Here is an 8,129-nt window from a genome sequence, read left to right as displayed (position 1 = left end):
CCCATTTGGCGATGTCCTTGGTGTCGATGCCGAAGCCGGTCAGGAAGCCCTGGTCACGCAGCACGTCGACCGAAGGCTGCGCGATGGAAAGGTCGAGCAGCGCGATCTTGGCATCGGCCGCGGCATCGCCCAGCGTCGCCTTGGCCCATTGCCCGATCAGCAGGCCGGCCTGGAAGTTGTCGGTCGCGAAGGTCGCATCCGCCGCGTCGATGGGATCGAGGGGGGTGTCCAGCGCGATGACCAGAACGCCCGCGTCGCGCGCGGCCTTGACCGAATCGACGATGGCCTTGGTGTCCGAGGCGGTGATCAGGATGCCCTTGGCGCCGTCGGCCACGCAGGCCTCGATCGCCGCGACCTGGCTTTCATGGTCGCCGTCGATCTTGCCGGCATAGGATTTCAGCGTCACGCCCAGTTCGGCAGCCTTGGCCTCGGCGCCTTCCTTCATCTTGACGAAGAAGGGGTTGGTGTCGGTCTTGGTGATCAGGCAGGCCGACACGCCGTCCTGTGCCGAGGCGATGCCCGCCGACAGCGCCAGCGCGCCAGCGCCCAGAAGGGCTTTGGTGATGACTTTCATAGGTCTTCCTCCCAAGATGGGGCGGTTTTGCCCCCGGTTCAATCTGCGCGCGGCGTCCCGGCGGGACACTGCGCCATGAGGAAGAAAAGCTGATTCCCGGCTCTGCGTCAAGATAATTAAATCATTGTGATTTATTATTGACAGGTCGAGCTGCCGCCTTCAGTCTGCGAAGGCAGTCCTGCAGGACCCGGAGGGAGGGAAACATGCTCATCGGTATTCCGCCCCTTCTGGGCCCCGACTTTCTGGCGATCCTGCGCGGGATGGGCCATGGCGACGAGATCGCCATCGTCGACGGCAACTATCCGGCGGCCGACCATGCGCGGCGTCTGGTCCGGGCCGACGGGCATGGTCTGCTGGCGGTGGTCGAGGCGGTGCTGACGGTGATGCCTCTGGACCTCGCGGTTCCCGCGGCGCTGTTCCGGGCCAGCCTGAACAACGATCCGGCGCAGAAGGGCGAGATCCATCGCCAGATCGACGCCCTCTTCGCCCGGATGGCCGCGGGGCTGCAGGTCGTTGCCTTGTCGGGCGAAGCCCTTTATCCGCGCATCCGGGGGGCGCATGCCATCGTCGCCACCAGCGAGACCGCGCTTTTCGCCAATGTGATCCTCCGCAAGGGGGTGATCGGCGCGGTGGAACGAGGTCGGGACGCCTGAAGGGGAACGGGACGGACATGCAGGACGCCTCGCCGCCCGACCGCAGCCAGACCGAGCCCCTGCGGGGCACCAACCAGTCGGGGATGCGCGATCACAACGAGCGGCTGGTCCTTTCCCTCGTCCGCCGCCACGAGGCGCTGGCCAAGTCCGACATCGCGCGGATGACCGGGCTTTCGGCGCAGACCGTCAGCGTGATCATGCGGGGGCTGGAGCAGGACGGGCTGCTGGAACGCGGCGAGCCGGTGCGGGGGCGGGTGGGCCAGCCCTCGATCCCGATGTCGCTGGCGGCGGAGGGGGCGTTCTTCCTCGGGCTCAAGGTCGGCCGCCGCTCGGCCGATCTGGTGCTGACCGATTTCCGCGGCCGGATGCGCGCCGCCCGCCGCCGGGTCTACCGCTACCCCACCCCCGATACGGTGGTCGGCTTCGTGCGCGAGGCTGCCCCGGCCCTAGCGGGGGAGCTGTCGCCTGCCCTGCGCGAGCGGATCATGGGCATGGGCGTGGCGATGCCGTTCCAGCTGTGGAACTGGGTCTCGGTCCTGGGCATCCCTCAACAGGAGATGGACGCCTGGCGGGCCCGCGACATCGGGGCGGAACTGGGGGCCGTGCTGGGCCTGCCGGTCTATGTCCAGAACGACGCGACCTCGGCCTGCGGGGCGGAGCTGATCTTCGGAACGGGGGAGCGGCCGAAGGACTTCCTGTATTTCTACTTCGGGACCTTCATCGGGGGCGGGCTGGTGATGAACGGCCAGCTGTTCCTGGGCCGGACCGGGAACGCCGCGGCGGTGGGGTCGATCCAGGTGCCCGCGCCGGGGGGAGGGACGCGGCGGCTGATCGATCTGGCCTCGATGTCGGTGCTGGCCGCGGCGATGGAGGCGGCGGGCGAGCCGTCCGACCACCTCTGGAGCCAGCACGGCCGCTGGGAGGTATCAAAGGCGGTGCTGGACCCCTGGCTCGACCAGGCGGCGGGGGCGCTGGCCCATGCCACGCTGGCGGCTGCGGCGCTTCTGGAGGTGCAGGCGGTGCTGATAGACGGCTGGATGCCGGTCACGGTCCGGGCCGAACTGGTGCGGCGGACCGAGCTGGCCTTGCTAGGCCTCGACCTGGCCGGAATCGACCCGCCGGTGATCCGGGAGGGGACGGTGGGGGCCGATGCCCGGGCGCTGGGCGCCGCGGCGATTCCGCTGTCGCAGAGGTATCTGATCGACCAGAACGTGGCGGTGCGCGAGGGGTAGTGCCCGCGCGTGGGCAGGTTTTCGGGTCGTTTGGAATCAATGGGTTGGGCGTGGTCGTTCACCTTTTGGTAACGGGTGCCCCCCTCCCCCACGGAGGGGGGAGGGGGGCACTTCTGGCCGGGGTTGGCGTGGGGCCGCAAGGCTTTCGCCTCTGGCTGGCGACCGGGGGTTTCACACCCCCCAGCCTGCCGATGCCTCGAACCTGTGGCGAAACCGTCGGGCTCCCCGTGGGATATTTGGAGCCAAGTGAAAGGGAGTTGGACATTTGCGCGAGATCGGCTTGTCTGTCAGTGTTGCGGAAAGCCATCTGTGGGGACGGTTCGGGCGTGAGTTATGTAAGGTTCGTGCGACCTGATCGCGTGGAAAGCACGGGCTATCGCGAGGGGTTCTTTTGCGCTGCCTACGCTTTGCGAAACCGAACGGATGTTAGTGAAGCCACCCTGGATCTCGTCAAGTCGCATCTTCTATGGTTTTCCGCATATCTGACGATCCCGGACAAATTCACCTCGTCGCGGCGGAAGGGGCAAGGGTGGCGGGTCACAAGAGGTCTGAGCTGGTTCAGGCCGGATGCCACCGAGATGCTGCAAAGATCATTTGATCTGATCCATCTGCTTCGCGAAGAAGGCTATCAGATCGACATGCTTCGCTCGGACCGGATCGGGCGCATTGTCTATGAGGACCGGCATCAGGTCGTCGCGGAGCCCTTCAGCGACACCCCGACCTGACCACGGTTGCGCTGGTGCGCGGCGGCACATCTGCATGACAGCGGTGTCGGCCCGCTTGCCGCCCGCCAGATCCTGAACAATCGCCCCACCTCTTTACTGGGGCTTTACACCACCCGCTTGGTTCAGCAGGATTCGCCGCAAATCGGGGGGCGGGCGATGGAAAAGACGGTGCTTCTGTTCGGGGACAGCAACACGCACGGCACGATGCCGATGCCGGACCTGGACTTCGATGGGCGCTTTGACCGGAACGAACGCTGGGCCGGGCGGCTCGCGCGGCTTCTCCCGGGCTGGGAGGTCATCGCCGAGGGGCATCCGGGCCGGACCACGGTGCATGACGACCCGGTGGAAGGGGCGCATCGGAACGGGCTGCGGGTGCTGCCTGCGCTTCTGGAATCGCACAAGCCGCTGGACCTGGTGCTGGTCATGCTGGGGACCAACGATCTGAAAGAGCGCTTCTCGGTCAATGCCTGCGACATCGCACTGTCGCTGGAGCGGCTGGTGCGGGTGATCAAAGCCTCGGAGGCCGGGCCGGGCGGGAAGGCTCCGGCTGTGCTGCTGGTCGCGCCGCCGCCGATCCTGGAGGTGGGGTGCCTTGCAGGAATGTTTGCGGGCGGGGCGGCGAAATCGCGGGGCCTTGCGGCGGAAGTGAAGGCGGCAGCGGCGCGGGCGGGAGTGGCGTTCCTCGATGCCGGGCAGGTGGTCAAGGTCTCGCCCGTCGACGGGATCCATTATGATGCCGAGGCCAATCCGGCGCTGGCCGAGGCTTTTGCGCAGGCGATCAGGGCGCATTTCCCCGATTGATGTCGCGTTTCCGCTGGAACGGCGGGCCGGAGCGGCGCAGGATCGGGGAAAGGAGGCCAGGACCATGACCCAGCACGACCCCTCGCTCGCCATCGCGGAACTCCGCGCCAATGTCTCGGTGCCGTTCGAGCGCGCCCATGCCATGCCGAAATCGGTCTATACCTCGCCAGATTTCGCCAAGGCTGAAGAAGAGCACATCTTCGCGAAGGACTGGCTTTGCGCGGGCCGGGCGGATGCGCTGGCGAAACCGGGCGACTATCTGACAATGAATATCTCCGGCGAGCCGGTGATCATCCTGCGCGACCGCGAAGGCAGCTTGCGCGGCATGTCGAATGTCTGCCGCCACCGGATGAGCACGCTTCTGGAAGGCCGGGGCAATGTGCGGTCCATCGTCTGCCCCTACCATGCCTGGACCTACAACCTTGATGGCAGCCTGCGTGGCGCCCCGGCGATGGCGCGGAACGAGGATTTCTGCCGCGACGACGTGAAACTGCCTGCCGTGCGGGTCGAGGACTGGCAGGGCTGGATCATGGTCACGCTGAACCCGGAGGCCCCGCCGGTGGCGGAGCGTCTGGCAGGGGTGGACCGGCTGGTCGGGCATCTGCCGATGAAGGACTATCGCGAGGTCTTCCGCGAGGAGTTCCGCTGGGACACCAACTGGAAGGTGCTGGCAGAGAATTTCATGGAAAGCTACCATCTGCCGGTCTGCCATGCGGGCACCATCGGCGGGGCCTCGGACCTGAACAAGATGGAATGCCCCGAGGGCGAGGAAGCCTTCAACCACCACTGGATCATCAAGAACGATCTGGTGCCGCTGGCGCTGGCGCATCCGTCGAATACCACGCTTCAGGGCGATGACCGGCGGATCACCTGGCTGCTGGCGATCTACCCCGCGCTGCTGATCACCCTGACGCCGGGCTATTTCTGGTATCTGTCGCTGACGCCGGACGGGCCGGGGTCGGTCCGGGTGCTGTTCGGGGGCGGGATGAGCGCGGAATGGATGGCCGATCCCGAGGCCGAGGCGCATCTGGCGTCGGTCAAGGCGCTTCTGGATGACGTGAACGTCGAGGACAAGGGCTGCGTCGAGAAGGTCTGGAAGGGTCTTTGTGCCGGCATGTCCGCGCCCGGTGCGTTGAGCCATCTGGAGCGGCCGAACTACGATTTCGCCCGCTATATCGCGAGCCGTATGCCCTAGGCCGGGGTTGACCCCGGCGTCTTTGGCGTCAGGTTGGGCGGCATGACGCGGCACGCCCTGATCCTGGCTCATGGTCAACCCTCGGACCCCGGTCCCGCCGCGGCGGCGCTGCAGGCGCTGGCGGAGCGGGTAGGGCGGTTGCTGCCCGGCTGGACGGTCGCGGCGGCGACGCTGGCCGAGCCGGGGGGGCTGGCGCGGGCCGTGGCGCGGCGCGCGGGCGGGCTGGTCTATCCGATGTTCATGGCGGGGGGCTGGTTCACCACGGTCCAGATCCCGGCGAAGCTGGCCGAGGTGGGGGCTGAAGGCTGGACGGTGCTGGAGCCTTTCGGCTGCGACCCTGCCGTGCATGACCTCTGCGTGACGCTGGTGCGCGAGGCGGGGGCAGGCCCGGTGATCGTCGCGGCGCATGGGTCGTTCAAGTCGCCTGTGCCGTCCGAGGTCGCCCGGCAGGTCGCGGGCCGGATCGCGGCGGAGACGGGCGCGCCGGTGGTGACGGGTTTCATCGACCAGGAGCCGCGGCTGGCGCGCCTTTCGGTGGCCGAGGGCCTTTGCCTGCCCTTCTTCGCTGCCGGGGGCGACCACGTGAGCCATGACATTCCGGCGGCGCTGGCCGAGGCGGGGTTCCGGGGCCGCATCCTGCCGCCGGTGGGGCTGGATGCGCGGGTGCCGGGGATCATCGCGGCGGCGATTGCGCGGGGGGCGGGAGCCGACGCGCGCCCTTGAGCCCGGCCCCCCGGCGCGGTATCCGGGGCGCGACCAGCCGGAGGCCGCGATGCCCGTATTCCTGAACACCACCGACGCGGGCTTCGAGGCCGCTTTCCAGACCCTTCTGGGCCAGAAGCGGGAAGAGGCCGAGGATGTCGACCAGGCGGTGGCCGGGATCATCGCCGATGTGCGAACAAGGGGCGATGCGGCGGTGATCGAGCTGACGGCCCGTTTCGACCGGCTGGAGCTGACGCCGGAGACGCTGGCCTTCAGCCAGGCGGAGATCGACGCCGAGATCGCCCGGGTCTCGCCCGAGGACCGTGCGGCGCTGGAACTGGCCGCCGAACGCATCCGCGCCTACCACAGCCGCCAGAAGCCGCAGGACGAAAGCTGGACCGATGGCGCGGGGGCGATGCTGGGCTGGCGCTGGACGCCGGTCTCGGCGGCGGGGCTTTATGTGCCGGGGGGGCTGGCGTCCTATCCGTCCTCTGTCCTGATGAACGCGATCCCCGCCAAGGTCGCCGGGGTGGAGCGGCTGGTCGTCGCCTGCCCGACGCCGGATGGAAAGGTGAACCCGCTGGTGCTGCTTGCCGCCCGCATTGCCGGGGTGGACCAAGTCTACCGCATCGGCGGGGCGCAGGCGATTGCGGCGCTGGCCTACGGGACGCATAGCATCGCCCCGGTCGACAAGATCACCGGGCCGGGCAACGCCTTTGTTGCCGCAGCCAAGCGCAGGGTCTTCGGTCGCGTCGGCATCGACATGATCGCGGGGCCGTCCGAGATTCTGGTGATCGCCGATACCGACAACGACCCCGACTGGATCGCGCTCGATCTTCTGAGCCAGGCCGAGCACGACGAAAGCGCGCAGTCGATCCTGGTCACCGACAGCCCGGCCTTCGGGCAGGCCGTTGCAGAAGCGGTGGCGAAGCGGCTGGAAACCCTGGAGAGACGCGCCATCGCGGGGGCCAGCTGGGCGCAGCACGGCGCGGTCATCGTCGCCCGCGACCTTGCCGAGGCCGCCCGCCTCTCCAACCGGGTCGCCCCCGAACATCTGGAGCTTTGCACCGCCGACCCCGAGGCCCTGAGCCGCCAGATCACCCATGCCGGGGCGATCTTCCTCGGCCCCTATACGCCCGAGGCCATCGGCGACTATATCGGCGGCCCGAACCATGTGCTGCCGACCGCCCGCTCGGCCCGCTTCTCCTCCGGCCTTTCGGTGCTGGACTTCCTGAAACGCACCACCATCGCCCGCATGACCCCCGAGGCGCTGAAAACCATCGGCCCCGCCGCCGAGCGGCTGGCGAAGTCGGAAAGCCTGGAGGCGCATGGCTTGAGTGTCCGCGCAAGGCTCGACCGGTTGAACGGCTGATGGCGCCCGCCCTCGTCCCCGAGCTTGCGGTCAGCGACTGGCAGCGCAGTCGGGCCTTCTATTGCGACCTTCTGGGCTTCGACTGTCTGTACGACCGGCCCGAGGAGGGCTTCGCCTATCTCGCCCTCGGCGACGCCCATCTGATGATCGACCAGATCGGTGTGGGCCGCACCTTCGACAACGGCCATGCGCCGCAGGAGCCGCCCTTCGGCCGGGGCCTGAACCTGCAGATCGAGGTCGAGGATGTTGACCGGCTTCTCACAGCGCTTGCCGCCGCGGACTGGCCGCTGTTCCTGCCGCTGGAAGAGAAATGGTATCGCCAGGGGGCCGGGGAAACCGGCAACCGGCAATTTGTCGTGGCCGATCCGGACGGCTACCTGCTGCGCTTCTACCAGGACCTCGGCACCCGGCCTGCCGGGGGCTGATCTGACGACCGCCGCCATCCCCGCTTGACCCGCGGCCCGTCGGCATTGCATCAGGGTCCGAACCGCAGGGACCCCGAACCATGAACCGCATCTGCCAGATCGAGATCGACGAGAAGGGCCTCGTGCGCCCCACGCCCGAGATCGAACAGGAACGCCGCGTCGCGATCTTCGACCTTCTGGAGGAAAACTCCTTCGCGCCCGCCCGCCGCCCCGACCGCGTGCTGCCCGAGGGTCCCTGGCGTGTGCTGCTGGCGATCCGCGAGGGACGGCTGGTGTTCGACATCGCCACCGAGGCGGGCGAGAAGGCCGCCGAGTTCCACCTTTCGCTTGGCCCCTTCCGTCAGGTGGTGAAGGACTATTTCCAGATCTGCGAAAGCTATTTCGACGCGGTGAAGCGCCTGCCGCCCAGCCAGATCGAGGCCATCGACATGGCCCGGCGCGGCATCCACA

At 68.0% G+C, this 8,129-nt stretch carries 10 protein-coding genes; 9 read left to right on the top strand and 1 reads right to left on the bottom strand.

Annotation, left to right across the window (positions count from 1 at the left end; translation table 11 throughout):
* Positions 1 to 574 (bottom strand): substrate-binding domain-containing protein (locus tag V7Q39_RS17290; RefSeq protein ID WP_333817862.1); only part of this gene is annotated, 574 nt, incomplete at its 3' end.
* A 203-nt stretch (positions 575 to 777) separates the two neighbouring features.
* Between V7Q39_RS17290 and V7Q39_RS17285 the strand changes: the two genes are divergently transcribed.
* The 9 genes from V7Q39_RS17285 to V7Q39_RS17245 form a co-directional block, all read left to right on the top strand.
* The gene (locus V7Q39_RS17285) at positions 778 to 1,227 is read left to right on the top strand and encodes an RbsD/FucU family protein (protein ID WP_333817861.1); all 450 of its coding nucleotides are present in this window, start codon (positions 778 to 780) and stop codon (positions 1,225 to 1,227) included.
* Positions 1,228 to 1,244: 17 nt separating this feature from the next.
* Positions 1,245 to 2,459: an ROK family transcriptional regulator gene (locus V7Q39_RS17280; protein ID WP_333817860.1), complete on the top strand. Its 1,215-nt coding sequence runs from the start codon at positions 1,245 to 1,247 to the stop codon at positions 2,457 to 2,459.
* 359 nt (positions 2,460 to 2,818) lie between these two features.
* Positions 2,819 to 3,184, top strand: a complete 366-nt coding sequence (locus V7Q39_RS17275) for a hypothetical protein (protein WP_333817859.1) — start codon at positions 2,819 to 2,821, stop codon at positions 3,182 to 3,184.
* Between the two features lie 6 nt (positions 3,185 to 3,190).
* Entirely contained in the window at positions 3,191 to 3,985 is a 795-nt protein-coding gene (locus V7Q39_RS17270; RefSeq protein ID WP_333817858.1) for an SGNH/GDSL hydrolase family protein, read from the top strand.
* 64 nt (positions 3,986 to 4,049) lie between these two features.
* Positions 4,050 to 5,180 (top strand): aromatic ring-hydroxylating oxygenase subunit alpha, encoded by a 1,131-nt coding sequence (locus V7Q39_RS17265; protein WP_333817857.1) that lies wholly within the window; start codon positions 4,050 to 4,052, stop codon positions 5,178 to 5,180.
* Positions 5,181 to 5,222: 42 nt separating this feature from the next.
* Complete coding sequence (locus V7Q39_RS17260) at positions 5,223 to 5,903, top strand: cobalamin biosynthesis protein CbiX (protein WP_333817856.1); 681 nt, start codon at positions 5,223 to 5,225, stop codon at positions 5,901 to 5,903.
* Positions 5,904 to 5,952: 49 nt separating this feature from the next.
* Positions 5,953 to 7,254 (top strand): histidinol dehydrogenase, encoded by a 1,302-nt coding sequence (gene hisD / locus V7Q39_RS17255; RefSeq protein ID WP_333817855.1) that lies wholly within the window; start codon positions 5,953 to 5,955, stop codon positions 7,252 to 7,254.
* Positions 7,254 to 7,679: a bleomycin resistance protein gene (locus V7Q39_RS17250; protein ID WP_333817854.1), complete on the top strand. Its 426-nt coding sequence runs from the start codon at positions 7,254 to 7,256 to the stop codon at positions 7,677 to 7,679. The genes hisD and V7Q39_RS17250 overlap by 1 nt, the downstream gene beginning before the upstream one ends.
* Before the next feature lie 80 nt (positions 7,680 to 7,759).
* Positions 7,760 to 8,129: UPF0262 family protein (locus tag V7Q39_RS17245; protein ID WP_333817852.1), on the top strand; the 370-nt coding region annotated here is incomplete at its 3' end.

The sequence above is a fragment of the Tabrizicola sp. genome, from assembly GCF_036781545.1.
Taxonomy (GTDB): Bacteria; Pseudomonadota; Alphaproteobacteria; order Rhodobacterales; family Rhodobacteraceae; genus Tabrizicola.
Note: the sequence above shows the minus strand (reverse complement) of the source record. Positions and strands in the feature narration are given on the sequence as shown.